The following is a 25,594-nucleotide window of genomic DNA, read 5'->3' on the forward strand; positions in this document are numbered from 1 at the left end:
TTGGAGGGGGCTTTTGCGATTTTTCGGAACTGTAAGTAGGTTGTGTCTTTTCGGTCTGTCAGACCCTTCTGGTTTCCCTTTCATTGAATGGCGACTTCCACCCAGCGATTAAGATCCGCCTCATTATTGGCAATGAGAAATTTGAACTCATGAGCGCCGAGATCAGCGAAAAAGTGATTCAGCTGTTCGTCGATATCATCGGCTTTATCGACCGAAGCCAGGTGACCGAGCAAACGGATTTCATCCATGACTTCAAGATCATTGATGACGACCTGACCTGCTTCGTTATGCAGATTAAGTGGCAGTTCAACCTGCAAGCGACTCAGGAAGACTGGGATCACATCACGACCATTAAGCAGATTGTCGATTTGATTGTTCAGCGCTCAAGCCTTCGGTGAAGCAACTGACGCCATCGCAGGCAAGCCAGCTCCCGCAGTAGATCGCATCCAGCCCTGGCGACTCGGTCAAATGTGGGAGCTGGCTTGCCTGCGATGGCGGTGTATCAGCCACCACTTTTCCCATTCCCCTCCAGCTGCCCCAACGGCACCCGCCGTTCTATCGCACTCGACAAAATAATCGAGGTCTTGCTGAACCCGAACTTCGCCACTCGGTTAATCAAATTCTCCAACTCCGGCATCGAACCCACCGCCGCCTGCATGATCACGCATGGGTCGCCCGTGACGCGGTGGCACTCTGTCAGCTCGGGGATTTCAGCGAGGGCGTCGTATACCTTTTGGCTGCCGTTGTTGGTCAAGCGCAGTTCGATCGTGCATTGGATCGGCAGGCCGATTTTGGATAGGTCTACCTTGGCCTGATACCCGGTGATCACGCCGCTGGCCTCAAGTTTGGCCACGCGCTCGGCCACGGCGGGCGCGGAGAGGTTAACTGTGCGGGCCAATTGCGCGTAGGACGCGCGGCCGTCTTCGAGCAGGGCGCTGAGGAGCATGCGGTCGTATTTGTCCATGATAAGGCTCCAGTAACGCGTGGCTTTCGAAAGCACGGTTTATAGCCTTCACAACCATGCTTTGAAAAGTGTATGGGCGCTTTAAACAGGTTTTGTAACTTATGTTTAGCGTGCTGCCTTTTTAGAATAAGCCTCCCCTCTCCTGCCATAGAGCCGCCCAATGCCTGGCCCACGTCGCTTTCCGTTACCGCTGATCGCCGCTTTTTTTGCGCTGTATGTGATTTGGGGTTCTACCTACCTGGTGATTCGAATCGGCGTTGAATACTGGCCGCCGCTGATGCTCGGCGGGATTCGCTTTTTGGTGGCGGGTTTGGTGATGTATGGCTTTTTGCGCTGGCGCGGGGCACCTGCGCCGACGTGGGTGCAGTGGAAGGCTGCGGCCAAGATCGGCATTTTGCTGCTGACGTTCGGCAATGGCGCGGTGTCGGTGGCTGAGCACACGGGAGTTACTTCAGGTGTGGCTGCATTGGCGGTGGCGACGGTGCCATTGTTCACGTTGCTGTGCGGCTATTTCTGGGGTGCGCGTAATACCCGCCTGGAATGGGCCGGGGTGGTGCTGGGGATTATCGGCATTGCCATGCTCAATATGGGTTCCAACCTGCAGTCGAGCCCGACCGGGGCGATGTTGTTGCTGTTCGCCGCTGCCTCCTGGGCTTTTGGCTCGGTGTGGAGCAGGCACTTGCCGTTACCTGCCGGCGCGATGGCCAGTGCGGCGGAAATGATCGTCGCCGGTGCCTTGCTGTTGGTGGGCAGTGCGCTCTGCGGCGAACGGCTGCAGGCTGTGCCGCCGATTGAAGGCTGGCTGGCGTTGGCGTACTTGGCCGTGTTCGGCTCGATCATCGCCTTCAATGCCTATATGTACCTGCTCAAGCACGTGCGCCCGGCGGCGGCGACCAGCTATGCCTATGTGAACCCGGCAGTCGCGGTGTTGTTGGGCATTGTGTTCGTCGGTGAGACCATCGGCATGGAAGAAGCCCTGGCGATGCTGGTGATCATCAGCGCGGTGCTATTGATCAGCCTGCCCCAGTGGCGCAAGCCCAAGCCGGAAATAAGGTAAACTGCGGCGCATTACGGCTTTTTTTACCCGCTTATGGCGCTGAACTTTCCCTACGGTAAACACATGACTTTCGCCACACTTGGCCTGATCGAACCCTTGCTGCGCGCCCTTGAGACGCTTGGCTACCAGACCCCGACGCCGGTGCAGGCGCAAGCCATTCCGGCGGTGTTGGCCGGTCGCGACCTGATGGCCGCGGCCCAGACCGGCACCGGCAAAACCGCGGGTTTCGCCCTGCCGCTCCTGCAATTGCTGACCATGGAAGGGCCGAAAGTCGCCGCCAACTCGGCGCGTGCGCTGATCCTGTGCCCGACCCGCGAGCTGGCCGAGCAGGTTCACGCCAGCGTCGCCGAGTACGCGCAGCACCTGCCGCTGACCACTTACGCGGTGTACGGCGGCGTGAGCATCAACCCGCAGATGATGAAACTGCGCAAGGGCGTCGACATCCTGGTGGCCACGCCTGGTCGCCTGATCGACCTGTTCCGCCAGAACGCGCTGAAGCTCAACCAGCTGCAAACCCTGGTGCTGGACGAAGCCGATCGCATGCTCGACCTGGGCTTCTCCGAAGAACTGGCGAACATTTATCGCATGCTGCCGAAAAAGCGCCAGACGTTGCTGTTCTCCGCGACCTTCTCCGATGAGATCCGCCTGCTGGCCGGGCAGATGCTCAATGACCCGCTGAGCATTGAAGTGAGCCCGCGCAACGTCGCCGCCAGCACCGTGAAGCAGTGGGTGGTGCCGGTGGACAAGAAGCGCAAGCCGGAGCTGTTTGTGCACCTGATGCGCAAAGGCCGCTGGAAGCAGGTGCTGGTGTTTGCCAAGACTCGTAACGGCGTGGATGCGCTGGTGGACAAGTTGCAGGGCCTGGGCATCAATGCCGACGGCATCCATGGCGACAAACCCCAAGCCACCCGCCAACGCGCGCTGGACCGGTTCAAGTCCAGCGATGTGCAAATTCTGGTAGCCACCGACGTGGCAGCCCGTGGCCTGGACATTGAAGACCTGCCGCTGGTGGTCAACTTTGACCTGCCGATCGTGGCTGAAGACTACATCCATCGTATCGGCCGTACCGGCCGGGCGGGCAACACCGGTGAGGCGATTTCGCTGGTGTGTGCCGATGAAGTGAACATGCTGTCGGCCATCGAGATGCTCACGCGTCAGACCCTGACCCGCAAGATGGAGCCGGATTTCGAACCGGAGCACCGTGTGCCGGACACCGATGCCAGCGGGCAGGTGGTGAAGAAGCCGAAAAAGCCGAAGAAGCCTAAGACTTCGGGCGGCGGTGGCGGCAAGCGCAATTTGGGTAAGTGGGTGGACAGTGGTGATGTGGCGCCGGCTGAGCCTTCGATCAAGCCGGTGCGTAAGGTGCCGGTGTTTAATACGGGGCCGCGTAAGAAGAAGTAAGCCTGCCAGGGCCTCATCGCAGGCAAGCCAGCTCCCACATTTGACGGTGTTCACCGCTCAAAATGTGGGAGCTGGCTTGCCTGCGATAGCGGACTTGAACTCAGCGCTTAAGCCACTCCAGCACACCACGCCCAGCCGCTCGCCCACTGGCAAAACACCCCGTCAGCAAATACCCGCCGGTCGGCGCTTCCCAATCCAGCATCTCCCCCGCACAGAACACGCCTGGCAATTGCTTGAGCATCAGCCGCTCATCCAGCGCTTCAAACGGCACGCCGCCCGCCGTGCTGATCGCCTCATCCATCGGCCGTGTCTTTACCAGTGTCAGTGGCAACGCCTTGATATCCACCGCCAATTGCGCCGGATCATGGAAGTGCTCAGCTGGCGCCAGTTCACGCAACAGCGCCGCCTTCACGCCATCAAGCCCCAACTGACTGTGCAAATGCTTGCTCATCGACCGCGAGCCACGCGGCTTGGCCAAGGCGGCTTGCACCTTGTCCAGCGGCTTGCTCGGCAACAGGTCAATATGCACAGTGGCTGAGCCGTCACGGTTGATCGCTTCGCGAATCGGCGCCGACAGCGCGTAGATCAAACTGCCCTCGATGCCCATGGCGGTGACGACGCATTCGCCCAATCGAGGCTTGTCCTCCCCAAGGCCGATGGCGACGTTCTTCAGCGGCGCGCCCGCGAATTTGCTGACCATCAACTCGCTCCAGCCCGACACTTCGAAGCCGCAATTGCTCGGTTGCAGCGCGGCGTAGGGCACGCCTTTATCTTCCAGCAACTTGAGCCAGGCACCGTCGGAGCCCAAACGCGACCAGCTGCCGCCGCCCAAGGCCAGCAACACCGCATCGCTGTGGACAGTTTTATCGCCGTCCGGGCTGTGGATAAGTAAACCGCCGTCGTCGGTCCAGCCCAGCCAGCGATGCCGGGTGTGGATAACCACGCCCTGGTCGCGCAGGCGCTTGAGCCAGGCGCGCAGCAGTGGGGCGGCTTTCATGTCGGTGGGGAATACACGGCCGGAGGTGCCGACAAAGGTCTCGATGCCCAGGCCATGAATCCACTCGCACAAAGCCTCTGCGCCAAACGCGCGCAACAACGGCGCCATCTGCGGCGCGCGTTCGGCGTAACGCGACAGGAACGCCGGGTACGCCTCGGAGTGGGTGATGTTCATGCCGCCCACGCCGGCCAGCAGGAACTTGCGCCCCACTGAAGGCATGCCGTCGTACACGTCTACCCGCACGCCCGCCTGGCTCAAGACTTCCGCGGCCATCAACCCGGCAGGGCCGCCGCCGATAATAGTGACGTGTTGGGAAGGGGTCTGGGGCATGGGCAGGGCTACGGTCGCTTGAATAGGCCGAGCATTCTACCCGACGACGGCGTAGCTGCCTGATCAAAAAACGTACACTTTCCTACACGCCATACGGCTGCTGGCTTTCAGACCCTTACGCTCAAGTTATCCACAGGCCGTTCCACAGGCATTGTGGGTAACGCCCACAACTCAATGACAACCTGATGACGCCCACACCCGTTGTGCGCTGTGGTGCAGGATGCCGTGGCGGCGGGCCAGGGCAGGGCGGTCTTTGCTGTAGCCGCCGCCGATCACGCCCATCACTGGAATGTCGCGGCGCAGGCAGTGGCGCATCACGCTTTCATCGCGGGCGGCCACGCCTGCGTCTGTCAGTTTGAGGTAACCGAGGGCGTCGTCCTTGTGCACATCCACCCCGGCGTCGTACAGCACCAGGTCGGGCTGGTACAGCGGCAACAGGTAGTTGAGCGCGTCGTCGACCACCTTGAGGTAGTCGGCATCGCCCATGCCCATGGGCAGCGGGATGTCCCAGTCGCTCTGGGCCTTGCGCGCCGGGAAGTTCTTTTCGCAGTGCAGCGACACGGTGATGGCGTCCGGTGTGTCATGGAGGATGCGCGCAGTGCCGTCGCCCTGATGCACGTCGCAGTCGAAGATCAGCACGCGGTTGACCCGCCCGCTGGCCAGCAGGTAATGGCTGATCACCGCCAGGTCATTGAAGATGCAAAAGCCCGCCGGATAGTCGTAATGGGCGTGGTGCGTGCCGCCCGCCAGGTGGCAGGCCAGGCCGTGTTCCAGGGCTTTTTCTGCTGCGAGAATTGAGCCGCCAACTGCACGCACGGTGCGCCGCGCCAGCGCTTCGTTCCAGGGCAGGCCGAGGCGTCGCTGGTCTTCGCGCGATAACTCGCCGCTCATGTAGCGCTCGATATACCCAGGTTCATGGGCCAGGGCCAGAATCTCGGCGGGGCAGACCTCGGGTCGCAGCAAGTGGCTGTCCTGGGTCAGGCCGCTGCTCACCAGGTGGTCACGCAACAGGCGGAACTTGTCCATGGGGAACCGGTGGTCCGCCGGGAACTCAGGGCTGTAGTCATCGTGGTAGATCAATGGCAAAGGCATGGGATTTTCTGACGGGAACCTGCGACGGATCTTACCAGCGCTGTACACTCACGCACATGGCAAGGGAGGGGGACCCATGGAGCCGATACTGGAATTGGAAAGCGCACGGCTGGTGCTGCGCCAATGGCGTGACAGCGACCTGACGGAATTTGCACGCATGTGCGCCGACCCGCAGGTAATGCGCTATTTCCCGGCCAAGCTGAGCCACCTGGAAAGCGCCGCGCTGATCGGCCGTATTCGCGGGCATTTTGCCGAATATGGCTTTGGCCTTTGGGCCTTGCAGCGTAAGGATACCGGCGAATTTATCGGCCTGACCGGGCTGCTAAACGTCAACTTCGAGGCCAACTTTACCCCAGCGGTAGAAATTGGCTGGCGCCTGGCCCACGAGCATTGGGGCCTGGGTTATGCCAGTGAAGCGGCGTGGACCGCGCTGCGCTGTGGTTTCGACCGGCTGCAGCTGGACGAAATCCTCGCCTTCACCACCCAATCCAATCTGCCATCACAAAAAGTCATGCAGGCCATCGGTATGCATTACGATCCGCAGGCAGATTTTGAACACCCCAAGGTCGCAGCCGATGACCCGCTGCGCCATCATGTGTTGTACCGCATCACCCGCGCCCAATGGTTGGACACGCTGCACGGATAAGCAGCCCGGAATGCCCTATTGATTGTAGGAGTTGCTCTATGAGCCAAGTATTGGAAGATCTGGTGGACTTGCTGACGCTGGAACCGATCGAGGAAAACCTCTTTCGCGGCCGCAGCCAGGACCTGGGCTTTCGCCAACTGTTCGGCGGCCAAGTGCTGGGCCAGTCGCTGTCGGCCGCCAGCCAGACCGTAGAAGAAGCGCGGCACGTGCATTCCCTGCATGGCTATTTCCTGCGCCCTGGCGATGCTGCACTGCCAGTGGTGTATTCGGTGGACCGCGTGCGCGATGGCGGCAGTTTCAGCACGCGCCGCGTCACGGCGATCCAGAAGGGCAACCCGATTTTCACCTGCACCACCTCGTTCCAGTATGACGAAGAAGGCTTCGAGCACCAGACCACCATGCCCGTGGTCGTCGGCCCGGAAAACCTGCCGTCGGAGCTGGAACTGACCAAGCAACGCGCGCACCTGATCCCCGAACACATGCGCGACAAGCTGCTGTGCCCCAAACCGATCGAAGTGCGCCCGGTGACCGAAAAAGACCCGTTCAACCCGCAGCCGTCCGACCCGGTCAAGTACGTGTGGTTTCGTGCTGACGGCGCATTGGCCGATTCGCCGGCGCTGCATAAATACCTGCTGGCCTATGCCTCGGATTTCGGCTTGCTGACGACCTCGCTGCTGCCCCACGGCAAGACGGTTTGGCAGAAAGACATGCAGGTCGCCAGCCTTGACCATGCGCTGTGGTTCCACGCCGACCTGCGCGCCGATGACTGGCTTTTGTATGCGATGGACAGCCCGTGGGCCGGTAACTCACGGGGTTTCTCCCGTGGCAGCGTGTACAACCGCGCCGGGCAACTGGTGGCTTCGGTGACCCAGGAAGGCTTGATTCGCCATCGCAAGGATTGGGCATGAGCCTATCGGACGTTAAGCATTGGGTGTTTGACATGGACGGCACCCTCACGGTGGCCGTGCATGATTTTGTGGCGATTCGCGTAGCGCTCGATATCCCACCTGAAGACGACATTCTCACGCACCTGGCAGCATTGCCTGCGGATGTGGCGGCGGCCAAGCATGCCTGGTTGCTTGAGCACGAGCGCGAGCTGGCTGTGGGGTCGGTTGCTGCTGTTGGCGCGGTGCAGCTGGTGCGCGAGCTGGCCGGGCGGGGTTATCGCCTGGGCATCCTGACGCGCAATGCGCGCGAGTTGGCGCATATCACCCTTGAAGCGATTGGCCTGGCGGACTGCTTTGCCGTCGAGGATGTGCTGGGGCGTGATGATGCGCCGCCCAAGCCGGATCCGGGTGGGTTGCTGAAACTGGCGACTGCCTGGAAGGTAGCGCCGAGCGCGATGGTGATGGTTGGGGATTACCGCTTTGACCTGGTTTGTGGCCGGGCGGCGGGGACCAGGACGGTATTGGTTAATCTGCCCGAGAACCCGTGGCCGGAACTGGCGGATTGGCATGCTGAGGATTGCGCGGCGTTGCGCCGAATGCTCTAACCCAGGCACCTTGGTCGGGCTTGTGTGGCAGTTGAGCTTTTGTGGGAGCTGGCTTGCCTGCGATAGCATCACCTCGCTATGCCTGTTAGACCGAGGTGTCTGCATCGCAGGCAAGCCAGCTCCCACACAAGCCAGCTCCCACATTTTTGATCCTATTTCCCGAACAGCACCTGCTCACCCTCAGGCGACGTAAACATCTTATCGCCGTCGTGCCCAACCCCTGGCACTTCCACCAGCTTCTGCGTCAGTTGCGGATGGCGCTGCTTGAGGTAGTCGAAATAGTTGTGCCCGCGAATCAGGCGATACGCGCCCTGGGTTTCGGCTTCGCAGCTTTTATCCAGCGCCGGGTGGTTGGGGTCGGTGTCTTGCTGGCCCAGCAGGTAGGTGATGTTGCGTGACACGTAAACCTGCTCCAACTGCTGCGCGCTCTGGCCTTTGGCGTAATCCGGCAGGTTCTGCATGCCGTACTTCCAGTCGTTGAAGCCTGGGCAACTGGCCACATCAAACTTCACCGGGCGTTGCGGGCTGAAGTAGGCGTAGGACGACGGGTTAGCCACCACGTAACGCAGGCTGATGCCTTCGGTTTGCAGCATCGGGTGGTCGTGGCCGGTGAGGGCGAAGCGCTGCACCACCTGGCCGCCGCCGGAATGGCCGGCGACCACGATTTCTTTCAAGGCCGGGAACAGCTTGCGGTTGCCCAGGTGTTTGATGATCTGGTCGAGGGCGCCGTAGGAGCTGACCTGGCCTGGGCCGGTCGACGGGTCGCCGGCCATCCAGTCGTTGTGGTTCCAGCGCAGCACCTGATTGTCGAGGTGGTTGCGCTGGGTATCCAACTCATTCAAAAACTGCGGCGCGATCACCAGGGTATTGGCGGCAAGGCCTGCGTGTTGGGCGGCATCTTCGCCGCTTTGCAGGTAGGTCTGCGCATTGCGCAGGCGACCGTGCACGATGATCAATGCGCGAGTGACGTTGGGCAGCGGCTGGCGCCAGTCCTGGCTCAAGCCCAGGCTCAAGGCGCCGGCTTCCAGTTGGAAACGATCGGGGCTGACCACCTTGACGCCATGTTCTTTCTCGGCGGCCCAGGTGGTGGTGGAACACATCGCTAATGCGCTAAGCAGCAATCCCAATCGTTTATTCATTTAAAGACTCTTGGCTGTAAAGGTGTCGCATTGAGAGATCTGGCCCTCTGCGAAGCCGGTCTTGAACCAGCGAACCCGCTGTGCCGAGGTGCCGTGGGTAAACGAGTCCGGCACTACGCGCCCTTGACCCTGTTGCTGCAAACGGTCATCGCCGATGGCGTTGGCCGCATTCAGTGCGGCTTCAATATCGCCGGGCTCCAGCCAGTTCAGGCGTTTTTGCGCGCGGTTGGCCCACACGCCGGCGAAACAGTCGGCTTGCAGTTCCTGGCGTACCAGTAAACCGCCGTCACCTTCCATCTGCCGGCCTTGCTGGCGTGCGGCCTGGATCTTGGCCGAGATGCCCAGCAGCGTTTGCACGTGGTGCCCGACTTCGTGGGCGATCACATACGCCTGGGCGAACTCGCCCGAAGCCTTGAAGCGTTGCGACATCTCCCGGAAGAAATCCAGGTCCAGATACACTTGCTGGTCGGCCGGGCAGTAGAACGGGCCGCTGGCCGAGGTGGCGCCACCGCAGGCGGAGTTGACCCGGCCACGGAACAGAATCAGTTTCGGGTTCTTGTAGGCCAACCCGTTTTCCTTGAACACCTGGCCCCAGGTGTCTTCCGTGTCGCCCAGCACGGCGCGCACGAAATCGGCCTGTTGATCATTGGCCGGCGGCGCCTGGCGCGCCTGCGTACTCGCCGGGGGCGCTTGCTCCATTTGGCCGCTTAGCTGGCCGAGGATCTGCATCGGGTCCTGGCCGGTCAGCCAGCCGATGCCGACGATCAGCACAATCGCCGTGAGGCTCAGGCCTTTGCCGCCGCCAAAGCGCATGCCGCCACCGCCGCCGCCGCTGTCATCGCGGGCGTCCACCACGTTGTCGCTGCGTCGGCCTTTTTTCCATAGCATGGGTGCAGTCCTCTCGTTAAACCTGCGCTCTTTATTTTAAGAGCAGTGTTGTTGGTGCAGGGGCATGGCGCCAGCCCGGCTGTCTGACAAGCAACGAGAGCTGCCTAGTATCGCTGCTGTCAGGCCGTGTCGGCAGGGGCGCCAGATGAAAGTTATGTCAGGTTTGCCGCCTCAGTCGCGGCAGTAGCCTTCGCCGGTGTCGACGATCAGGCAGTCTTTTTTATCTGCCAGCCATTTAAGGCCCGTGGCTTCACCGTCGCCGGCGCTCAACTGTTGCGGGCCGTCCGGGCGGGTGAAACTGATGCCGTCTTCATTGGCTTCGCCTTTGAAGGTGCCGGAGTCGTCGGCATCAAGGCCGTATTTCATGGTGAGCAGGTAGTGGCCACGGCCGATGCTGTCGTCCTTGGCGATGGTCAGGTTCAGGCCTTCGACGCCGATCCATTTGCCGACCCATTTATCGGTCGGTGGGGTTGCCGGCACCAGCGTGGCTTGCACGGAAGCGGGGGCGGGTTTTGGGGCTTCCTTGGGTTCCTTGTTGCACGCGGTGAGCAGGGCAAGGGCAGAAAGAACAAAGAGTGTTTTTTTCATAGCGACATGGCCTTGGTTGAAAAATGTGCAACACGACGGTGAACGTGCAGCGTTGGACTCGAAACCCGTGATTTAGTGCGCTGTTCGCACGGTGTTTGGTTATGCTCTTGGGGCAGACGCAAGCCCGGCTGCTAGATTACCGGGTTAAGTGCAAATGCGTTCAGCCCGCCATGCAAGAGAATTCAATGACTGTCAGCACACCGCTTTCCGGCGTCAACCATCCTTTCAAAGGCATCCTGCTGATTGTGCTGGCGACGTTTCTGTTCTCCAGCCACGACGCCTTGTCCAAATACCTGGCCGGGTTCTACCCGATTGTGATGGTGGTGTGGGCGCGTTACCTGGTGCACACCTTGCTGATGGCCGGGATATTCCTGCCGCAATCCGGCTTGCGGGTGCTGCGCAGCAAGCGGCCGGGCATGCAGGTGGTGAGGGCGTTGTGCCTGCTGGGCACGAGTCTGTTTTTTACCGCGGCGCTGCATTACATCCCGTTGGCGGAAGCCACGGCGGTGAACTTCCTGGCGCCGATCCTGGTGACGGCGCTGTCGGTGCCCTTGCTCGGCGAGCACGTCACGCGTGGCCAATGGCTGGCGGTGATCTGCGGGTTTGTCGGTGTGCTGATCATCATCCACCCCGGTGGCGAGTTGTTCACGCCTGCGGTGTTGCTGCCGCTGTGTTCGGCGATGTTCTTCTGTTTCTACCAATTGCTCACGCGCATCCTCAGCCAATACGACACACCGACCACCAGCAACTTCTTCGCCGGGCTGTGCAATACCTTGGTGATGAGCGCGCTGGTGCCGTTCTTCTGGCAGGTCCCGACGCTGTGGCATGCCTGTTTGATGCTGGCGCTGGGCACTTGCGGCATGACCGCGCACTTGATGCTGACCCAGGCGTTCCGCTTCGCGGCGCCAGCCTTGCTGGCACCGTTTGGCTATTGCCAGATCGTGTTTGCGGGATTGTTGGGTTGGTTGGTGTTCAGCCATACCCCCGACGTGACCACGGTGGTCGGCATCGGGGTGATCTGCATGAGCGGGCTGGCCGCTGCCTGGCAGCAGCGGCGGCGGTGAGTTACACGTCGACTGTGGGAATCTTGCGCGGCGCCATGAAGTACATCCAGGTCAGCGCAATGAAATACATCGCCGGGATCAGGGTGAACAACACGGTGTAGTTGTTGTTGGTCACGGTAAGGATGTGCCCGACGATCTGGGTCATGAACATGCCGCCGATGGCCGCGCACATGCCGCCGAAACCGAACACCGTGCTCATCATGTGCTTGGGCGTGTAGTCCATCACCAGGCTCCAGATATTGGCAGTCCAGGCCTGATGCGCGCCGATCGCCAGGGAAATGGCGAACACTGCAACCCACAGCTGGCTGGAACCGGCAGCCATGATCACGCCAACGATGCAGCAGGCAAACAGCAGCATCGACAACAGCCGCGCCTTGATCGCATTCATCCCGCGGCCGATCAGGAATGACGACAGGATCCCGCCACCCACACTGCCGAAGTCGGCGGTGAGGTAAATGATGATCAGCGGGATGCCCATCTGGGTCACGTTGATGCCCAGGTTGTATTGCTGGTTCAGGAACGGCGGCAGCCAATACAGGTAAAACCAGAACACCGGCGCGGTCATTGCGTAGGCGAGGGCGAAGGCCCAGGTGCCACGCATGCGCAGGATGCGGCTGAACGGAACGCTTGGCTGCTCCGGTTCGGCTTCCTGTTGCACGTAGTCCAATTCGGATTGTTTGGCGGTCGGGTGGTCTTCCGGGTTGTAGTACTTCAACCCCCAGAACACCAGCCAGATCGCGCCGAGTGCCGACATGCACAGGAACGCCGCCTGCCAGCCCCACACGTGCAGGATCAGCGGCAGCAGCATTGGGGTCATCATCGCGCCGACGTTGGTGCCGGCGTTGAAGATGCCGGTGGCCACTGCGCGCTCACCGGCCGGGAACCACAAACGCGTGGTCTTGACGCACGCCGGGTAGTTGGCGGCTTCGGTCAGGCCGAGGATAAAGCGGCAGACCATAAAGCCCACCGCCGAGGTGGCCAGGCCGTGGGCGCCGGTGGCCAGGCTCCACAGCAGCACGGCGCAGAAGAACACGCGCTTCACGCCCACACGGTCAATCAGCCGGCCTTGCAGCACAAAACCGATGGCATAACCGACCTGGAACCAGAAGTTGATGTTGGCGTAGTCCATCGCCGTCCAGCTCATCTCTTTGGCCAGGATCGGTTGCATCACGCCCAGGGCGGCGCGGTCGATGTAGTTCAGGGTGGTGGCGAAGAACACCAGGGCCAGCATGCCCCAGCGCGTTTTACCCACGGCCATGGCGCCACGGATCTTGTCGCCGATGCCGGCGTGCGGGTTGCCCGGGCGCGCGGCCAGAGCGGAGTTTTGCGAAGGCATGAGGTCGTACCCGTTTTTGAAATTTTTATGGTGTGTTCTGGGTCTTGGTGCAGGTTCGATGGTGCGCAGTGGTTAAAAAGTCGTCAATTCGCCAACAGGGCATAGTGTTCGGTAATCGCACGAAAAACTAACCGGTTCGTACATTTTAATTGCTGGGTGTAGGCTAGGGGCCAATAATTTGCTGCAAATAAAAACTGCCGGGAGTCGCCCATGCAACGTTCCATTGCCACTGTTTCCTTGAGCGGCACCCTGCCGGAAAAGCTCGAAGCCATCGCCGCTGCCGGGTTCGACGGGGTGGAGATCTTCGAGAACGACCTGTTGTATTACGACGGCAGCCCGCGGGAAGTTAGGCAGATGTGCGCCGACCTGGGCATTGCCATCACCTTGTTCCAGCCGTTCCGCGACTTTGAAGGATGCCGCCGCGACCGCCTGGCGCGCAACCTGGAACGTGCCGAACGCAAGTTCGATTTGATGCAGGAGCTGGGCACCGACCTGGTGCTGGTGTGCAGCAATGCTTCGGCGGATTGCGTGGGCGATGAGCGCATTTTGCTCGATGACCTCAGCTTGCTGGCCGAGCACGCCGGTCGCCGTGGCTTGCGTATCGGCTATGAAGCGCTGGCCTGGGGCAAACATGTGAAAACCTGGCAGCAGGTGTGGAACCTGGTGCGCCAGGTCGATCATCCAAGCCTGGGCGTGTTGCTCGACAGCTTCCATACCTTGTCGCTCAAGGGCGACCCGAGCGGCATTGCCGACATTCCCGGCGACAAAATCTTCTTTGTGCAAATGGCCGACGCGCCGGTTCTGGCCATGGATGTGCTGGAGTGGAGCCGGCATTTCCGCTGTTTCCCGGGGCAGGGCGAATTTGATCTGGCAGGCTTTCTCGCGCCGATCATCAAAAGTGGCTACACCGGGCCGTTGTCCCTGGAGATTTTCAACGACGGTTTCCGCGCCGCGCCGACCCGCGCGAATGCGGCGGATGGCTTGCGTTCGCTGCTGTACCTGGAAGAGAAAACCCGTGAACGCCTTAAGCAAGAGGCGCCGGCCCAGCCCGTCGAGATTCTGTTTGATACCCCGGCGGCCAGCGAATACAACGGCATCGAGTTCCTCGAGTTTGCCGTGGATGAAAGCCTCGGCGCCAAGCTGACCCACTGGCTGGAGCGCCTGGGGTTCGTCAAGGCTGGCCAGCACCGTTCCAAGAGCGTGAGCCTGCTGCGTCAGGGTGATATCAACCTGATCCTCAACTGTGAACCCTATTCGTTTGCCCACAACTTTTTCGAAGCCCACGGCCCGTCGTTGTGCGCCACGGCGATTCGGGTCAAGGACAGCGCCAAGGCGCTGGAGCGGGCAGTGGCCTACAAAGGCCAGCCGTATCGCGGGCTGGTCGGGCCTAACGAGCTGGAGCTGGCGGCGGTGCGTGCGCCAGATGGCAGCCTGATTTATCTGGTCGACCCTGCCGAGGGCGCGCTGTACGACACCGACTTCAACTTGCAACCGGCAACGGCGTCCAGCGGCGGCCTGCTGCGCATCGACCATATGGCCATGGCCTTGCCGGCCGACAGCCTCGACAGTTGGGTGCTGTTCTACAAGAGCCTGCTGGATTTCGAAGCCGATGACGAAGTGGTGCTGCCCGACCCTTATGGCTTGGTGAAAAGCCGAGCGTTGCGCAGCCGTTGCAGCTCGATCCGCTTGCCGCTGAATATTTCCGAGAACCGCAACACGGCAATTTCCCACGCGCTGTCGAGCTATCGTGGTTCGGGCGTGCACCACATTGCTTTTGACTGCGCGGATATTTTCGCCGAGGTCAGCCGCGCCAAAGCGGCCGGCGTGCCGTTACTGGATATCCCGCTCAACTACTACGACGACCTGGCCGCACGGTTTGATTTCGACGATGAGTTCCTCAGCGAACTGGCGTACTACAACGTCTTGTACGACCGTGACGCCCAGGGCGGTGAGTTGTTTCATGTGTACACCGAGGCGTTTGAAGGGCGGTTTTTCTTCGAGATCATCCAGCGCAAAAACGGCTATGCCGGTTATGGCGCGGCCAACGTGGCGGTGCGCCTGGCGGCGATGGCCAAATCGCGCAGCGGTGCGGCACGTCAGGCGCGTTTATAACGGCCGGGCCAGGTGCTTCCTTCGGGAAGCGCCTCGGCCCATAATCGCCGCCTGCACAACAAAAATGGCCGTGAGCACACCATGACCCTGACCCCCGACCTCTCCGCCGTGCCAGACACACCGCGCAAGAGTCGCAAGAACAACCCGGAAAAGACCCGCGAAAACATCCTGCAGGAAGCCATCGTCGAGTTTGTTCAGCAGGGCCTGTCCGGCGCGCGCGTGGATGCGATCGCCGAGCGTATCCACACCTCCAAACGCATGATCTATTACTACTTCGGCAGCAAGGAGCAGTTGTACGTCGAGGTGCTGGAAAAACTCTACGGCGATATCCGCAACACCGAAACGCGCATGAACCTCACCGCTCTGGAACCGCGTGAGGCGATCCGTCGGCTGGTGGAATTCACCTTTGATCACCACGACCAGAATGTGGATTTCGTGCGCATCGTCAGCATCGAAAATATCCACAACGCGGAATACGTGAAGCGCTCGGATTCAATCAAGGCGATGAACAGCAACATCCTCGAAGCACTGGGCGCCACATTGCGGCGGGGTGCCGAGATGGGGGTGTTTCGCGAAGGGCTGGAGCCTCTGGATGTGCACCTGCTGATCAACTCATTCAGCTTTTACCGGGTGTCCAACCGCCATACGTTCAGTGAGATTTTTCAGATCGAGCTGTCCGATGAAGCGATTAAACAGCGGCATCGGGAGATGATTTGTGAGTCGGTGATGCGGTACTTGCAGGCTTGAATTCACCCGATTCCCAATCTGGAATGCAACCAGTGTGGGAGCTGGCTTGTTGTGGCGAGGGAGCTTGCTCCCGCTGACTGCGCAGCAGTCTCCGGCTTTTTTGGGGCGCTTCGCACCCCAGCGCAAGCAAGCTTGCTCGCCACAACAAGCCAGCTCCCACATTTTTTGATTCAGTTTCGGCAGTCAGCTATTCATATTCTGAAAGTGCGCCAGCATTCGCTGCGCATCCGGCGTTTGGCCGCTGAACAACTCAAACGCCTTCACCGCCTGAAACACCGCCATATTGCCGCCGTCCAGCGTGCGGCAACCCAGGGCGCGGGCGTTGCGCAGCAGTTCGGTTTCCAGCGGGAAATACACGATTTCCGCGACCCACAATTCGGCTCGCAACAGCGCAGGCGGTACCGGCGTGCCGGGCAGCTTGGCCATGCCCATGGGCGTGGTGTTCACCAAGCCATTCGCTTCGGCCATAGCGTTTTCCAGGTGGGTGCCGACCTGGGCACGACCGGCACCAAAACGCTGCGCAAGGTTATCCACCAGGTCGCGGGCGCGGGCCATGTCCACGTCAAAAATACTCAAGTGCTGCACGCCTTCGGCCAACAAGGCATGGGCCACAGCTGCGCCCGCACCGCCGGCGCCCATCTGTACCACCCGTTCTCGCGCGACGTCATGCAAGTTGCGCCGGAAACCTTCGGCAAACCCCAGGCAATCCGTGTTGTGGCCAATGCGCTTGCCATCCTTGAACACCACGGTGTTGACGGCGCCAATGCCTCGCGCCTCGTCAGACAATTCATCGAGCAACGCCAGCACTGCCTGCTTGCATGGGTAGGTAATGTTCAAGCCGGTAAAACGCATCAATTCAGCGGCGTCCAGCAGGTCGGGCAAGGCGTTGATGTTCAGTTGCAGCGCGTCCAGATCGATCAACTGATACAGGTAGCGCAAGCCTTGGGCGTCGCCTTCCTGTTCATGCAGGGCGGGCGTGCGGGAGGCTTGGATGCCGGCGCCGATCAGGCCGGCGAGGATGCGCGGTTTCATCGGGCGGATCCTTTGAGGCTGTGGCTGAAGTGTTCCAGCGCCAGGTGATACCCATGGCTGCCGAAGCCTGCGAGCACCGCCTTGGCAATGGGCGACACAAACGAGTGATGCCTGAACGCCTCGCGCGCATGCACGTTGGATAAATGCACTTCGATCACCGGCACTTCACTGGCCACCAGTGCGTCGCGAATCGCTACGGAGGTGTGGGTCCAGGCCGCCGGGTTGATCACGATACCGGCGCAACGCGCGCGGGCGCCGTGGATCCAGTCGAGCAATTCGCCTTCGTGGTTGGTCTGGCGGAATTCGATTCTCAGCCCGAGTTTTTCCGCGCTGCGACCGCACAGTGCGGCGATGTCGGCCAGGGTTTCATGCCCGTAGGTAGCAGGCTCGCGGGTGCCGAGCAGGTTGAGGTTGGGGCCGTTGAGCACCAGCACGATGGGCGGCATAAAGGTCTCTCCACACTTATTATTGGTTGTGCGGATAAAATGTACTGGATGGTTAATTTGGTCAATTGAAGGCGGCTGATGTGTTCGATTATCGAACGCTTATTCTGAGGCATACCGGCACAGCATCAGATTAGATATCAATTGAAAATCAACCTCGACGCCGGACTGGGCGAGCGCACGGCATGCGTATTTGCTGGCGCGGATTCAGTTGAAGTATTACGCGGGGTTGCTGAGCGAGCAGGACTTGCGGGCGTTGGCAGGGTATTCCCAACCCTCGGCATGAGTGGTTACAACCCCGCATTCGCGGGGTTGTTCGTCGTTACTAATCTGTGAAACAGCTTCGCAAGGATGGAGCCGGTTGTCGGGTGCCACGGAAAAATTGTTACCTGACGGAAAATAACCTAACGGATGGGTTACGATGAAAGTAGGTGCTTACAAGGGATATGTGATTTCAGTGCTTCTGCGGGATGAACACTGCCCGCCCCACGTTCATGTCAGGGGCAAGGCATGGGATGCGCGTTTTCGTTTCAGCTTCCTGGATGGGGATGTGGAGTTGTGGGATGTAGAGCCGGATCGCAGGCGGCCGCCTACTGCGCTCCTGAAGGAATTACGCGAGGCGATCATGCAGCGGCACTACCTGGCGCGTGCACGCCGGATCTGGTGGGAGAAACTGCAAACGGTTTGCCTGGAGAACCATTCCTGGGATTGGGACGCTGGTGAATTGGTTCAAGGGTTGGTTATTCGACGTGGTGTCTATGTCATCGCAAGCGCCCGGCACGATGTCGTAGAGCAAAGAACAATTTTGAATCTGGTCAGAGCGCCAGATTGCGTGGGGATTAATTTATGAAAATCGTAAAAGCCAAAGTCGTACCCTATAAGCCGCTCACTGACGCCGATGTCGACAAGGCCATCGCCCGTGGGCGCAAGCTCAAACGTCTGTACGCCAATGCCAGCAATGTGCGCTATGAACAAGAGTGCATTTCCATCGGTTTCAGCGACGGCAGCCGCGTCATGTTGCCTGTAGCCGGGTTGCCGGAGTTCGAAGGGTTTTCCCTGGAGGACTTTCAGCAACTGGAGGTCGGCTTTGGCGGCAAGGCGCTGTGCTGTGAGGCGCAGGATCTGGACGTTTCGATCACCGGGCTCATCGCCACCAGCCAGCCCTTGATGGACCTGGCGACAAGCCTGGTAGCGTCGCGCAACGGTCGCAAGAGCAGCGCCGCCAAAACCGCCGCCGCCCGAGCCAATGGCAAGAAGGGCGGTCGGCCACGCAAGGAGCCGTTGGATAACGGTGATTCAACAGATGCATGAAAACCCAGTGTGGGAGCTGGCTTGCCTGCGATAGCGGTGTATCAGTTGACCGATGCAGGGCAGGCCTACCGCCATCGCAGGCAAGCCAGCTCCCACAGTTTACCGCCGGGTCAATAACACCCCGGATTCCATATGGTGCGTCCATGGGAACTGGTCAAACATTGCACACTGGGTAATCCGGTGCGTGTCATGCAGTTGCGCAATGTTCGCCGCCAACGTCTCCGGGTTGCAGGAGATGTACAGGATGTTGTCGAAGCGACGGGTCAGTTCGCAGGTGTCCGGGTCCATGCCGGCGCGCGGTGGGTCGACGAAGACGCTACCGAATTCGTAGCTCTTCAGGTCGATGCCGTGCAGACGGCGAAACGGTCGAACCTCGTTGAGCGCCTCGGTGAGCTCTTCGGCAGACAGGCGCACCAGCGTGACGTTATCCACTGTATTTTCATCGAGGTTGCTTAAGGCAGCATTCACCGAGGTCTTGCTGATTTCGGTGGCCAGTACCTTACGCACGCGGGTCGCCAGTGGCAGGGTGAAGTTGCCGTTGCCGCAGTACAACTCCAGTAAATCATCCGGGCGATCGCCCAGGGCTTCATAGGCCCAGTTGAGCATCTTCTGGTTCACGGTGCCGTTGGGCTGGGTGAACGCGCCCTCGGGTTGACGGTAGCTGAAGGTGCGCCCGCCGACGTCGAGTTTTTCCACCACGTAGTCGCGGCCGATCACATCGCGCTTGCCCTTGGAGCGGCCGATGATGCTGACATTCAAGTCCGCCGCCAGCTTGTTCGCAGCCGTGTGCCAATGTTCGTCCAGCGGGCGGTGATAGCACAGGGTAATCATCGCGTCGCCGGCCAGTGTGGTCAGGAACTCCACCTGGAACAGCTTGTGGCTGAGGGCCGCGCTGGCTTGCCAGGCGGCTTTGAGTTGCGGCATCAGCTGGTTGATGCGCTGGCTTGCGATGGGGAACTCTTCGATCAGGATCGGCGTGCGCTTGTCGTCCTGGGAGAACATTGCGTAGTGGCGCTCCCCGCCCTCGCGCCACAGGCGGAACTCCGCGCGCAGGCGGAAGTTCTGCAGCGGCGAATCGAAGACCTGCGGTTCGGGGGCGTCGAACGGTGCCAACAGGTCACGCAGGCGCGTGACCTTGTCTTGCAGTTGAACGGTGTAGCTTGCGGCGTCAAAAGTCATGCGTTGAACCAGCCCAGCTTGATCACAAACAGAATCGACAGGATCACCAGTGCCGGGTTCAGCTCACGGTAGCGGCCCGAAAGCAGCTTGATGGCGGTCCAGGCGATGAAACCGAAGGCGATGCCGTTGGCAATGGAGTAAGTGAAAGGCATCGCCAGGGCGGTGACCACCACGGGCGCTGCAACGGTAATGTCATCCCAGTCGATTTCGGCCAGGCCCTGGGTCATCAGCACGGCCACGAACAGCAGCGCCGGCGCGGTGGCAAACGCTGGAACACTGGCGGCCAGTGGCGAGAAGAACAGCGCCAGCAGGAACAGGATGGCGACCACGATGGCGGTCAAACCGGTACGGCCCCCGGCACTCACACCCGCAGCCGACTCGATGTAGCTGGTGGTGGTTGACGTACCCAGCAGCGAACCGGCCATGGCGGCGGTACTGTCGGCGATCAGTGCACGGCCCATTTTCGGCATGTGGCCGTCCTTGCCCATCAGGCCGGCGCGCTTGGCCACGCCGATCAGGGTGCCGGAGTTGTCGAACAGGTCAACGAACAGGAAGGCGAAGATCACGCTGACCAGGCCGATATCCAGCGCACCTTTGATATCCAGTTGCAGGAAGGTCGGGGCCAGGGACGGTGGCATCGAGGTTACGCCGCCGAACGGGGTGAACCCCATCGCGATAGACACGATGGTCACCGCCAGGATGCCGATCAGCACCGCACCGCGCACCGCCAGGGCTTCCAGCGCCACGATCAGCGCGAAACCCAAGGTAGCGAGGATCGGCGCCGGTTGTTTCAGGTCGCCCAGGCCGACCATGGTGGCCGGGTTGCTGACCACGATGCCGGCGTTGTGCAGGGCGATCAGTGCCAGGAACAGGCCGATACCGGCGGCAATCGCCGAGCGCAGCGGCAGCGGGATGCTGTTGATGATCCACTCACGGATGCGGAAGATCGACAGCAGGAAGAACAACACCGCCGAAATGAATACCGCGCCCAACGCGACTTGCCAGGTGTGGCCCATGTGCAGGACCACGGTGTAGGTGAAGAAGGCGTTGAGGCCCATGCCCGGTGCCAGCGCGATCGGGTAGTTGGCGATCAGGCCCATCACGGTCGAACCGATGGCGGCGGCCAGGCAGGTGGCGACAAACACCGCGCCCTTGTCCATGCCGGTCTCGCCGAGGATGCTCGGGTTCACGAACAGAATGTAGGCCATGGCCAGAAAGGTCGTGATACCCGCGAGAATTTCGGTGCGCACGTTGGTGTTGTGTGCTTTGAGTTGAAACAGCTTTTCCAGCATGCCGGCTCCCTGTGACGCTATTTTGCGTCGTTATTTGTTGACCTCTAAGTCAAAGCACAAACTGCGCCAAGCGCCTGTGGTTTCAGAGAGGATCGGAAAAAGCGGCGCATGATACCAGCAGCCGACGCGATGTGGCGGATAGGCTGCGTATTCTCGAATCTGGCCTTGAGGCATACTGCGCCGACGTTAAATACAGGGTCGTTCTCAGCATGAAAAAAGCCAACGCCAGCAGTCTAGCTCTGTTCGCCGCAATCGGCCTGGGGCTTGTGGCACCGGTGTGGGGCGCGGCTGCACCGCCGTTGAGCGAGGTGCGGGTGTTCAAGGTCGAGTCGGCGCGTTGCACGGAAACCATCCCCACAGATGTGACGACCACCCAGATGTGTACTCATCGTGGGCCGACCAAGGTCTCGGTGATGGAGGTCGGCCTGGGCAAAAGCCCGATGGGGCGCTTCAATGGTGCCGAATTGAATGGGCAACGCACGCCGGTCTGTCAGGTGGGCAACATCAGCGAAGTCTGTAACGGCGCAGGCACTGTGATGGGCTACATCTATGTATTTGACTTGAATGTCCAGGCCCAAGGCTGGTTTGAATTCAGCAATATCTCGATCAATGGCCCGCAAAACACGTTGAAGCTCTTGTTCAACATCCTCTGATCAATCCCCTTGAACGCTCACTACCTCGGGAAGTCGTAGCCCTTAGACGGCGACTTTCCTGAACGCCGCGGATGTGCACCAACCCGTGAGGTGTTTATGAGCGCGACCCCTAATGGCGCGACGACCAAACCGTTCGTCAGCCACCCGATACGCCTGACCCTGAATGGCCAAGACCGCCAGCTGCAGGTGTTGCCCTGGACCACCTTGCTGGACCTGCTGCGCGAACAGCTGGATCTGGTGGGTAGCAAAAAAGGCTGCGACCACGGCCAGTGCGGCGCCTGCACGGTGTTGCGCGATGGCAAACGCATCAACGCCTGCCTGACCCTGGCGGTGATGTGCGACGGTGCCGAGGTGACCACCATCGAAGGCCTGGCCGACGGCGACCAGTTGCACCCGATGCAGCAGGCTTTTATCCAGCGTGACGCGTTCCAGTGCGGCTACTGCACGCCGGGGCAGATTTGCTCCGCCGTCGGCCTGGCCAATGAAGGCCGCGCCCACAACACCGCGCAAATTCAGGAACTGATGAGCGGCAACCTGTGCCGCTGCGGGGCCTACAGCAATATTCGCGATGCCATTGAAGACGTTGTGCTGGGAGGTGACCAATGAACCCCTTCCAGTACAGCAAGCCGGCCGATGTGCAGGAAGCCGTGCACCTGATCAGCGCGACGTCGCGGTTTATCGCCGGCGGCACCAACCTGTTGGACCTGATGAAAGAAAACATCAGCCGCCCCGAACACCTGATCGACATCACCGGCTTGGCGCTGCATGGCGTGGAAGCGACTGCCGACGGCGGGGTGATGATCGGCGCGTTGGTCAGCAATGCCGACCTGGCCTGGCACCCGCTGATCGAGACACGCTACCCATTGCTGTCCCAGGCCATTCTGGCGGGCGCCTCGCCGCAACTGCGCAATATGGCCAGTACCGGCGGTAACTTGTTGCAACGTACCCGTTGCTACTATTTCTACGATGCCAGCGTGCCATGCAACAAGCGTGAACCTGGCAGCGGCTGCCCGGCGCGCACCGGGTTGAACCGCATTCATGCGATCCTCGGTGCCAGCGAACATTGTGTGGCTACCCATCCCTCGGATATGTGCGTCGCCCTCGCAGCGCTGCAGGCGCGGGTGCATGTAGAAGGGCGTGGCGGCGCGCGGGTGATCGAGTTTGCCGACTTTCATCGCTTGCCCGGCGATACGCCTGAGCGCGACAACCTGCTGGCCGACGATGAGCTGATCACCGCCATCGAACTGCCGCCTGATCATCTCGCCAGCCATAGCCACTACCTGAAGATTCGTGACCGTGCGTCCTACGCCTTCGCGCTGGTCTCCGTTGCCGCCGCGCTGGAGCTTGCGGGCGACACCATCGTCGATGCGCGCCTGGCCCTTGGCGGTGTGGCCCACAAACCCTGGCGCGATCGCGCCGTGGAAGCCGCGCTGATCGGGCAAGCGGTCAGCCGCGAAACCTTCAGCCAGGCCGCTGACGCCTTGCTGCAAGACGCTGAACCCTTGGAACACAACAGCTTCAAAATCAAGCTGGCACGCCGCGCAATCATCCGTGCCCTGAGCGACGCCGCTGTCGCAGGAGAACGCCCATGACCGCCGTCGGCAAACCCCTGGACCGCGTTGACGGTCTGCTCAAGGTCACCGGGCAGGCGCGTTATGCCGGTGAGTTTCCAGGCAACGACCTGCTGCATGGCAGTGTCGTCTCAAGCACGATTGCCAAGGGCCGGGTAATCAGGATCGACGCGTCCAAAGCCCTGGCGCTGCCGGGCGTGGTCAGGGTGCTTGATCATCTGAACCGGCCCAAACTCGCCAGCTACGATGAGGCTTTCGCCGATGCCGATGCAGCCGACGGCTCGCCGTTTCGCCCGCTGTATAACGACCGCGTGCTTTATAACGGCCAACCCCTGGCCCTGGTGATCGCCGACAACCTTGAGCTGTCGCGACACGCTGCTTCGCTGGTCGAGATCGAATACGCGAGCGAGGCTTTTGCCACCGACCTCGCGGCCCAGCAGGAACAGGCGCACCCATCGCCGCAAACGCCGCCCAAGCCACGCGGTAACTTCCAGGCCGAGTGGGCTGCTGCCGCTGTCAGCCTGGATATGCACTACAGCACGCCCATCGAGCACCACAACCCGATGGAACCCCACGCCAGCACCGTGCTGTATCAGCCGGACGGCACCCTGCATATCCACGACAAGACCCAAGGCCCGCAGAACTGCCAGGCGTATGTGCAAAAAGTCTTCGGCCTGGATAAAAGCCAGGTAAGGATCTTCGCTGCGTTCGTCGGCGGTGCCTTTGGCTCGGGCCTGCGCCCGCAGTATCAACTGCCTCTGTCGGTGATGGCAGCGCTGGCGCTCAAGCGTTCGGTGCGCGTCACCCTGACCCGGCAACAGATGTTCACGTTCGGCTACCGCCCGCGCACCCTGCAGCGTTTGCAACTGGGCGCTGCTGCCAATGGTCGCCTGTTGGCGTTGGGCCATACTGCGATTGGCCAGACTTCGCGCTTCGAAGACTTCAGCGAACATGTGGTGGAGTGGAGCGGGATGCTCTACCACTGCGACAACGTGCAACTGACCTACAAACTGGTGCCCCTGGACGTGTCCACGCCGATGGACATGCGCGCGCCGGGCGCCGCGTTGGGCGTGATAGGCCTGGAATGTGCGATGGATGAACTGGCCTGCGCCCTGGGGATGGACCCTGTGCAACTGCGCCTGATCAACTACGCCGAGCGCAACCAGAACGAAGACAAACCCTGGTCGAGCAAAGCCCTGCGCGAGTGTTACCGCGAAGGTGCCGAGCGCTTCGGCTGGAGCCAGCGCAACCCCGAGCCGCGCAGCATGCGTGATGGCAACCAGTTGATCGGCTGGGGTATGGCCGGTGGTGTATGGGAGGCCCTGCAGATGAAGGCCAGCGCCAAGGCGCAGTTGGATGCCCTAGGCCAATTGACCGTCAGCAGCGCCACCACCGATATCGGCACGGGCACGTATACGGTAATGACGCAGATTGCCGCGCAAACCAGCGGTGTGGCGATGGCCGATGTGCGTTTTCTGCTCGGCGATTCGTCGTTACCCACGGCGCCGTTGCAGGGCGGCTCGTTTACCGTGTCGTCTGTCGGCACTGCCGTGCAGCAGGCCTGCGAAGCGCTGAACGCCAAGCTGTTGGCGGTTGCCCGGCAGACTTACCCGGTGTTCAAAGCGGCAGAAGCGGTGCGCTTTGAAGAAGGCCAATTGCACACGGGGGACGTGAGTGTGTCCTTGGCACAACTGGTCAAGGACAGTGGCGAAGAGGTGTTGGCCGTTCAGGTTGACAGCCAACCGGACAAAAAGCGCGAAGGCTATTCGACGGCGACCCATTCGGCGGTGTTTGTCGAAGTTCAGGTCGATGAAGACCTGGGCACGATCAAGGTGCGTCGAGTGGTCAGCGCCATTGCCGCCGGGCGCGTGGTCAACCCGAAGATGGCCCGCAGCCAGATCCTCGGCGGCGTGGTCTGGGGCATCGGTATGGCCCTGCATGAAGAAACCCAGGTCGACCATCAACTGGGGCGCTACATGAACCACAGCCTGGCCGAGTACCACATCCCGGTGAATGCCGACATCGGCGAGATTGACGTGGTATTTGTCGAAGAACACGACGAAATCGTCAACGCCCTGGGCTCCAAGGGTGTGGGCGAAATCGGTATTGTCGGGGTGGCGGCGGCGGTGGCGAATGCGATCTACCATGCCACCGGCAAGCGGGTGCGGGAGTTTCCTGTCACGCTGGATAAGGTGCTGTAGCGCAGGTCTTCAAACCTCCGCAGATCCAATTGTGGGAGCTGGCTTGCCTGCGATTGCGG

26 protein-coding genes are annotated in these 25,594 nt (G+C 60.9%); 15 read left to right on the forward strand and 11 right to left on the reverse strand.

The window, feature by feature from the left end:
- Window positions 1–149 precede the first annotated feature (149 nt).
- A complete protein-coding gene (locus tag ACQY47_RS18520) occupies window positions 150–398 on the forward strand; it encodes a hypothetical protein (protein ID WP_056861999.1) in 249 nt (82 codons plus the stop codon).
- A gap of 104 nt (window positions 399–502) precedes the next feature.
- Here the strand turns inward: ACQY47_RS18520 and ACQY47_RS18525 are convergent, their stop codons facing one another.
- Window positions 503–964, reverse strand: coding sequence for an Lrp/AsnC family transcriptional regulator (locus ACQY47_RS18525; RefSeq protein WP_099487125.1), 462 nt, complete (start codon window positions 962–964; stop codon window positions 503–505).
- Between the two features lie 160 nt (window positions 965–1,124).
- Here ACQY47_RS18525 and yedA point away from each other — a divergent pair, with 160 nt between their 5' ends.
- Both yedA and ACQY47_RS18535 read left to right on the forward strand, forming a co-directional pair.
- The gene (yedA, locus tag ACQY47_RS18530; RefSeq protein ID WP_236460096.1) at window positions 1,125–2,021 is read left to right on the forward strand and encodes a drug/metabolite exporter YedA; all 897 of its coding nucleotides are present in this window, start codon (window positions 1,125–1,127) and stop codon (window positions 2,019–2,021) included.
- 63 nt (window positions 2,022–2,084) lie between these two features.
- The gene (locus ACQY47_RS18535) at window positions 2,085–3,422 is read left to right on the forward strand and encodes a DEAD/DEAH box helicase (RefSeq protein ID WP_169987354.1); all 1,338 of its coding nucleotides are present in this window, start codon (window positions 2,085–2,087) and stop codon (window positions 3,420–3,422) included.
- 100 nt (window positions 3,423–3,522) lie between these two features.
- Here ACQY47_RS18535 and ACQY47_RS18540 read toward each other — a convergent pair whose 3' ends face one another.
- Both ACQY47_RS18540 and ACQY47_RS18545 read right to left on the reverse strand, forming a co-directional pair.
- Entirely contained in the window at window positions 3,523–4,749 is a 1,227-nt protein-coding gene (locus ACQY47_RS18540) for a TIGR03862 family flavoprotein (protein ID WP_428550850.1), read from the reverse strand.
- Window positions 4,750–4,920: 171 nt separating this feature from the next.
- Window positions 4,921–5,841, reverse strand: a complete 921-nt coding sequence (locus tag ACQY47_RS18545; RefSeq protein ID WP_428550853.1) for a histone deacetylase family protein — start codon at window positions 5,839–5,841, stop codon at window positions 4,921–4,923.
- Between the two features lie 76 nt (window positions 5,842–5,917).
- Between ACQY47_RS18545 and ACQY47_RS18550 the strand changes: the two genes are divergently transcribed.
- The 3 genes from ACQY47_RS18550 to ACQY47_RS18560 are packed head-to-tail and all read left to right on the forward strand — an operon-like array spanning window position 5,918 to window position 7,979.
- Complete coding sequence (locus ACQY47_RS18550) at window positions 5,918–6,487, forward strand: GNAT family N-acetyltransferase (RefSeq protein ID WP_428550856.1); 570 nt, start codon at window positions 5,918–5,920, stop codon at window positions 6,485–6,487.
- A 38-nt stretch (window positions 6,488–6,525) separates the two neighbouring features.
- Window positions 6,526–7,395, forward strand: coding sequence for an acyl-CoA thioesterase II (tesB, locus tag ACQY47_RS18555; RefSeq protein ID WP_017139338.1), 870 nt, complete (start codon window positions 6,526–6,528; stop codon window positions 7,393–7,395).
- On the forward strand, window positions 7,392–7,979 hold the full coding sequence (locus tag ACQY47_RS18560; protein ID WP_017139337.1) for an HAD family hydrolase: 588 nt from the start codon (window positions 7,392–7,394) through the stop codon (window positions 7,977–7,979). The genes tesB and ACQY47_RS18560 overlap by 4 nt, the downstream gene beginning before the upstream one ends.
- Window positions 7,980–8,131: 152 nt before the next feature.
- On the opposite strand, the gene ACQY47_RS18565 is transcribed toward ACQY47_RS18560, so the two are convergent.
- The 3 genes from ACQY47_RS18565 to ACQY47_RS18575 form a co-directional block, all read right to left on the reverse strand.
- Complete coding sequence (locus tag ACQY47_RS18565; protein WP_186617095.1) at window positions 8,132–9,118, reverse strand: alpha/beta fold hydrolase; 987 nt, start codon at window positions 9,116–9,118, stop codon at window positions 8,132–8,134.
- Window positions 9,119–10,006, reverse strand: a complete 888-nt coding sequence (ypfJ, locus tag ACQY47_RS18570) for a KPN_02809 family neutral zinc metallopeptidase (protein ID WP_236369548.1) — start codon at window positions 10,004–10,006, stop codon at window positions 9,119–9,121.
- A 171-nt stretch (window positions 10,007–10,177) separates the two neighbouring features.
- Entirely contained in the window at window positions 10,178–10,594 is a 417-nt protein-coding gene (locus ACQY47_RS18575) for a membrane lipoprotein lipid attachment site-containing protein (protein WP_056862006.1), read from the reverse strand.
- 185 nt (window positions 10,595–10,779) lie between these two features.
- Here ACQY47_RS18575 and ACQY47_RS18580 point away from each other — a divergent pair, with 185 nt between their 5' ends.
- Entirely contained in the window at window positions 10,780–11,658 is an 879-nt protein-coding gene (locus ACQY47_RS18580; protein WP_017139333.1) for a DMT family transporter, read from the forward strand.
- 1 nt (window position 11,659) lies between these two features.
- Here the strand turns inward: ACQY47_RS18580 and ACQY47_RS18585 are convergent, their stop codons facing one another.
- Window positions 11,660–12,994 (reverse strand): MFS transporter, encoded by a 1,335-nt coding sequence (locus ACQY47_RS18585; protein ID WP_056862008.1) that lies wholly within the window; start codon window positions 12,992–12,994, stop codon window positions 11,660–11,662.
- Between the two features lie 210 nt (window positions 12,995–13,204).
- Here ACQY47_RS18585 and quiC point away from each other — a divergent pair, with 210 nt between their 5' ends.
- Together quiC and ACQY47_RS18595 are read left to right on the forward strand one after the other, a co-directional pair.
- Window positions 13,205–15,106 (forward strand): 3-dehydroshikimate dehydratase QuiC, encoded by a 1,902-nt coding sequence (gene quiC, locus ACQY47_RS18590; RefSeq protein WP_428550864.1) that lies wholly within the window; start codon window positions 13,205–13,207, stop codon window positions 15,104–15,106.
- Window positions 15,107–15,187: 81 nt separating this feature from the next.
- Window positions 15,188–15,853, forward strand: coding sequence for a TetR/AcrR family transcriptional regulator (locus tag ACQY47_RS18595; protein ID WP_026013861.1), 666 nt, complete (start codon window positions 15,188–15,190; stop codon window positions 15,851–15,853).
- A gap of 183 nt (window positions 15,854–16,036) precedes the next feature.
- On the opposite strand, the gene ACQY47_RS18600 is transcribed toward ACQY47_RS18595, so the two are convergent.
- Together ACQY47_RS18600 and aroQ are read right to left on the reverse strand one after the other, a co-directional pair.
- Window positions 16,037–16,885: a shikimate dehydrogenase gene (locus tag ACQY47_RS18600; protein WP_428550867.1), complete on the reverse strand. Its 849-nt coding sequence runs from the start codon at window positions 16,883–16,885 to the stop codon at window positions 16,037–16,039.
- The gene (aroQ, locus tag ACQY47_RS18605; RefSeq protein WP_428550870.1) at window positions 16,882–17,331 is read right to left on the reverse strand and encodes a type II 3-dehydroquinate dehydratase; all 450 of its coding nucleotides are present in this window, start codon (window positions 17,329–17,331) and stop codon (window positions 16,882–16,884) included. Before aroQ ends, ACQY47_RS18600 begins: the two co-directional genes overlap by 4 nt.
- A 418-nt stretch (window positions 17,332–17,749) precedes the next feature.
- On the opposite strand from aroQ, the gene ACQY47_RS18610 reads away from it, so the two are divergent.
- Window positions 17,750–18,178 (forward strand): DUF4160 domain-containing protein, encoded by a 429-nt coding sequence (locus ACQY47_RS18610; protein WP_099547610.1) that lies wholly within the window; start codon window positions 17,750–17,752, stop codon window positions 18,176–18,178.
- The gene (locus tag ACQY47_RS18615) at window positions 18,175–18,639 is read left to right on the forward strand and encodes a DUF2442 domain-containing protein (RefSeq protein WP_428550874.1); all 465 of its coding nucleotides are present in this window, start codon (window positions 18,175–18,177) and stop codon (window positions 18,637–18,639) included. The genes ACQY47_RS18610 and ACQY47_RS18615 overlap by 4 nt, the downstream gene beginning before the upstream one ends.
- A 99-nt stretch (window positions 18,640–18,738) precedes the next feature.
- On the opposite strand, the gene trmA is transcribed toward ACQY47_RS18615, so the two are convergent.
- Together trmA and ACQY47_RS18625 are read right to left on the reverse strand one after the other, a co-directional pair.
- Window positions 18,739–19,818, reverse strand: coding sequence for a tRNA (uridine(54)-C5)-methyltransferase TrmA (gene trmA, locus ACQY47_RS18620; protein WP_428550877.1), 1,080 nt, complete (start codon window positions 19,816–19,818; stop codon window positions 18,739–18,741).
- Window positions 19,815–21,110 (reverse strand): NCS2 family permease, encoded by a 1,296-nt coding sequence (locus ACQY47_RS18625; protein ID WP_017139323.1) that lies wholly within the window; start codon window positions 21,108–21,110, stop codon window positions 19,815–19,817. The genes trmA and ACQY47_RS18625 overlap by 4 nt, the downstream gene beginning before the upstream one ends.
- Before the next feature lie 209 nt (window positions 21,111–21,319).
- Here ACQY47_RS18625 and ACQY47_RS18630 point away from each other — a divergent pair, with 209 nt between their 5' ends.
- The 4 genes from ACQY47_RS18630 to ACQY47_RS18645 all read left to right on the forward strand — a co-directional run bounded on the left by ACQY47_RS18630 (window position 21,320) and on the right by ACQY47_RS18645 (window position 25,535).
- Complete coding sequence (locus ACQY47_RS18630; protein WP_017139322.1) at window positions 21,320–21,763, forward strand: DUF4879 domain-containing protein; 444 nt, start codon at window positions 21,320–21,322, stop codon at window positions 21,761–21,763.
- 96 nt (window positions 21,764–21,859) lie between these two features.
- A complete protein-coding gene (locus ACQY47_RS18635; protein ID WP_017139321.1) occupies window positions 21,860–22,369 on the forward strand; it encodes a (2Fe-2S)-binding protein in 510 nt (169 codons plus the stop codon).
- Window positions 22,366–23,355: an FAD binding domain-containing protein gene (locus ACQY47_RS18640; protein WP_428550882.1), complete on the forward strand. Its 990-nt coding sequence runs from the start codon at window positions 22,366–22,368 to the stop codon at window positions 23,353–23,355. Before ACQY47_RS18635 ends, ACQY47_RS18640 begins: the two co-directional genes overlap by 4 nt.
- The gene (locus ACQY47_RS18645; RefSeq protein WP_428550885.1) at window positions 23,352–25,535 is read left to right on the forward strand and encodes a xanthine dehydrogenase family protein molybdopterin-binding subunit; all 2,184 of its coding nucleotides are present in this window, start codon (window positions 23,352–23,354) and stop codon (window positions 25,533–25,535) included. The genes ACQY47_RS18640 and ACQY47_RS18645 overlap by 4 nt, the downstream gene beginning before the upstream one ends.
- The last annotated feature ends 59 nt before the right edge of the window (window positions 25,536–25,594 follow it).

Origin of the sequence: Pseudomonas edaphica (assembly GCF_965277385.1) — a bacterium.
GTDB classification, from domain to species: Bacteria; Pseudomonadota; Gammaproteobacteria; order Pseudomonadales; family Pseudomonadaceae; genus Aquipseudomonas; species Aquipseudomonas edaphica.

Excerpts from the sequence above, each read along its gene's own strand:
- ACQY47_RS18520 (WP_056861999.1), top strand. The coding sequence starts at position 150 with ATGAGCGCCGAGATCAGCGAAAAAGTGATTCAGCTGTTCGTCGATATC.
- ACQY47_RS18525 (WP_099487125.1), bottom strand. The coding sequence starts at position 964 with ATGGACAAATACGACCGCATGCTCCTCAGCGCCCTGCTCGAAGACGGC.
- yedA (WP_236460096.1), top strand. The coding sequence starts at position 1,125 with ATGCCTGGCCCACGTCGCTTTCCGTTACCGCTGATCGCCGCTTTTTTT.
- ACQY47_RS18535 (WP_169987354.1), top strand. The coding sequence starts at position 2,085 with ATGACTTTCGCCACACTTGGCCTGATCGAACCCTTGCTGCGCGCCCTT.
- ACQY47_RS18540 (WP_428550850.1), bottom strand. The coding sequence starts at position 4,749 with ATGCCCCAGACCCCTTCCCAACACGTCACTATTATCGGCGGCGGCCCT.
- ACQY47_RS18545 (WP_428550853.1), bottom strand. The coding sequence starts at position 5,841 with ATGCCTTTGCCATTGATCTACCACGATGACTACAGCCCTGAGTTCCCG.
- ACQY47_RS18550 (WP_428550856.1), top strand. The coding sequence starts at position 5,918 with ATGGAGCCGATACTGGAATTGGAAAGCGCACGGCTGGTGCTGCGCCAA.
- tesB (WP_017139338.1), top strand. The coding sequence starts at position 6,526 with ATGAGCCAAGTATTGGAAGATCTGGTGGACTTGCTGACGCTGGAACCG.
- ACQY47_RS18560 (WP_017139337.1), top strand. The coding sequence starts at position 7,392 with ATGAGCCTATCGGACGTTAAGCATTGGGTGTTTGACATGGACGGCACC.
- ACQY47_RS18565 (WP_186617095.1), bottom strand. The coding sequence starts at position 9,118 with ATGAATAAACGATTGGGATTGCTGCTTAGCGCATTAGCGATGTGTTCC.
- ypfJ (WP_236369548.1), bottom strand. The coding sequence starts at position 10,006 with ATGCTATGGAAAAAAGGCCGACGCAGCGACAACGTGGTGGACGCCCGC.
- ACQY47_RS18575 (WP_056862006.1), bottom strand. The coding sequence starts at position 10,594 with ATGAAAAAAACACTCTTTGTTCTTTCTGCCCTTGCCCTGCTCACCGCG.
- ACQY47_RS18580 (WP_017139333.1), top strand. The coding sequence starts at position 10,780 with ATGACTGTCAGCACACCGCTTTCCGGCGTCAACCATCCTTTCAAAGGC.
- ACQY47_RS18585 (WP_056862008.1), bottom strand. The coding sequence starts at position 12,994 with ATGCCTTCGCAAAACTCCGCTCTGGCCGCGCGCCCGGGCAACCCGCAC.
- quiC (WP_428550864.1), top strand. The coding sequence starts at position 13,205 with ATGCAACGTTCCATTGCCACTGTTTCCTTGAGCGGCACCCTGCCGGAA.
- ACQY47_RS18595 (WP_026013861.1), top strand. The coding sequence starts at position 15,188 with ATGACCCTGACCCCCGACCTCTCCGCCGTGCCAGACACACCGCGCAAG.
- ACQY47_RS18600 (WP_428550867.1), bottom strand. The coding sequence starts at position 16,885 with ATGAAACCGCGCATCCTCGCCGGCCTGATCGGCGCCGGCATCCAAGCC.
- aroQ (WP_428550870.1), bottom strand. The coding sequence starts at position 17,331 with ATGCCGCCCATCGTGCTGGTGCTCAACGGCCCCAACCTCAACCTGCTC.
- ACQY47_RS18610 (WP_099547610.1), top strand. The coding sequence starts at position 17,750 with ATGAAAGTAGGTGCTTACAAGGGATATGTGATTTCAGTGCTTCTGCGG.
- ACQY47_RS18615 (WP_428550874.1), top strand. The coding sequence starts at position 18,175 with ATGAAAATCGTAAAAGCCAAAGTCGTACCCTATAAGCCGCTCACTGAC.
- trmA (WP_428550877.1), bottom strand. The coding sequence starts at position 19,818 with ATGACTTTTGACGCCGCAAGCTACACCGTTCAACTGCAAGACAAGGTC.
- ACQY47_RS18625 (WP_017139323.1), bottom strand. The coding sequence starts at position 21,110 with ATGCTGGAAAAGCTGTTTCAACTCAAAGCACACAACACCAACGTGCGC.
- ACQY47_RS18630 (WP_017139322.1), top strand. The coding sequence starts at position 21,320 with ATGAAAAAAGCCAACGCCAGCAGTCTAGCTCTGTTCGCCGCAATCGGC.
- ACQY47_RS18635 (WP_017139321.1), top strand. The coding sequence starts at position 21,860 with ATGAGCGCGACCCCTAATGGCGCGACGACCAAACCGTTCGTCAGCCAC.
- ACQY47_RS18640 (WP_428550882.1), top strand. The coding sequence starts at position 22,366 with ATGAACCCCTTCCAGTACAGCAAGCCGGCCGATGTGCAGGAAGCCGTG.
- ACQY47_RS18645 (WP_428550885.1), top strand. The coding sequence starts at position 23,352 with ATGACCGCCGTCGGCAAACCCCTGGACCGCGTTGACGGTCTGCTCAAG.